General features: G+C 69.8%; 1 pseudogene. It reads left to right on the forward strand.

Annotated elements, in window-relative coordinates:
• Positions 1–99: 99 nt before the first annotated feature.
• A pseudogene (locus JMF97_RS30800) lies at positions 100–342 on the forward strand (site-2 protease family protein); the annotation flags it as partial.
• Between the last annotated feature and the right edge of the window lie 108 nt (positions 343–450).

Below are 450 nucleotides of genomic sequence, written 5' to 3' on the forward strand. Positions count from 1 at the left end.
ATACACATCTCGCCGTCTACTGCGTGGTCGACCTGCACGCCATCACCGCCGGGCACGATCCGAAGGTGCTGCACCGGCGCAGTCGGGTGGCCGAAGCGCAGGGCGAGGTGGGTACTCGGTGTGCTGCTGATCGGGCTGGGGTTGTGGCGGTTCCTCAGCGGCGCCGGTTTCGGTGGGCTCTGGTTGGCGCTGATCGGCTGGGTCCTGATCGGCGCGGCCAGCATGGAGGAACGGCAGGCCCGGATGGGCAGCGCACTGCGTGGGGTACGGGTCGGCGCGGTGATGACCCCGCAGCCGCAGACCGCCTCGGGTCAGCTGACCGTGGCCGACTTCGCCGACAACTAACCGTTCGCGGACCGGCACACCGCCCTGCCCCTGACCGAGGACGCGATGGCTAAAAGAGACAGCGCAGGAGCCCCTCCGCGGGGCACGGAAGAGCGCGGCATAGGG

Source organism: Micromonospora fiedleri, from assembly GCF_016774385.1.
Classification (GTDB): Bacteria; Actinomycetota; Actinomycetes; order Mycobacteriales; family Micromonosporaceae; genus Micromonospora; species Micromonospora gifhornensis.